The sequence below is a fragment of the Microbacterium sp. BF1 genome, from assembly GCF_019279095.1.
Taxonomy (GTDB): Bacteria; Actinomycetota; Actinomycetes; order Actinomycetales; family Microbacteriaceae; genus Microbacterium; species Microbacterium maritypicum.
In genome coordinates this window covers 1-793 of record NZ_JAGYWT010000752.1, presented here as the reverse complement: position 1 = coordinate 793, position 793 = coordinate 1, and the positions used below count along the sequence as shown (strand labels likewise).

Below are 793 nucleotides of genomic sequence, written 5' to 3'. Positions count from 1 at the left end.
TCGGCAAACCAGGACACCGCTCGGCGGAGAACACCGATCGCGGTGTCCGCTTTCTCGTCGGAGCAGATCTCGGCGTAAGCGACGCGGGAGTGGTCGTCGATGACGGTGTGCACGAACGCAGTGCCGAGCCTCGGCTCGTAACGATGGTTCCTGCTCTTGGTGCGGGTGGCGGTGGCCTCTCGGTTGCGTTCGCCTTGGACGCGGCCGACGAAGCGCCAGCCGCCGCCGTCGGGGATGTTGCCGAACTTCGTGACGTCGACGTGGATCAGCGATCCGGGATGATCGTGCTCGTAGCGGCGGATTTGCTCCCCATTGACCCTGTCGATATGGCTGAGCCGGTTGATGCGGCAGCGCACCAGGACCGCGTGGACGGTCGAGGCGGGCAGACCGAGTTCGCCAGCGATCTGAACCGCGCCGAGACGCCGCCGCCACCTCGCTTTCACGATTTTCTTGACCTGCGGCAGCGGGGTCTTCGTCGGCATCGATCGCGGGCGACTCGAACGATCAGCCATCCCAGCAGGTCCCTCCAGGCGCAGCCTGGCCGCCCACTTCCGGGCAGTCACGGGCGAGACCATGAACATCTTCGCCGCGACCTGCGGCGGCCAGTGATCCTCGACGATCAGGCGCGCCAGTCGAAGCCGGGCGCGTGGGGTCAGGGCAGCGTTAGCGTGGGACACGAGGGCCTCCTGGTTCCTGAAGCGGTTGAACTCAACAGCTCCACTTCACAACCGGAGGCCCTCACCTCTCAGCTCTTCACGGCCGTGTCGCCGAAACAACGTCCCTGGACATCACA

At 65.8% G+C, this 793-nt stretch carries 1 protein-coding gene; it reads right to left on the bottom strand.

The window, feature by feature from the left end; genetic code table 11:
• Positions 1-677 (bottom strand): leucine zipper domain-containing protein (locus KZA10_RS16555; RefSeq protein WP_218683444.1); only part of this gene is annotated, 677 nt, incomplete at its 3' end.
• Positions 678-793 lie beyond the last annotated feature (116 nt).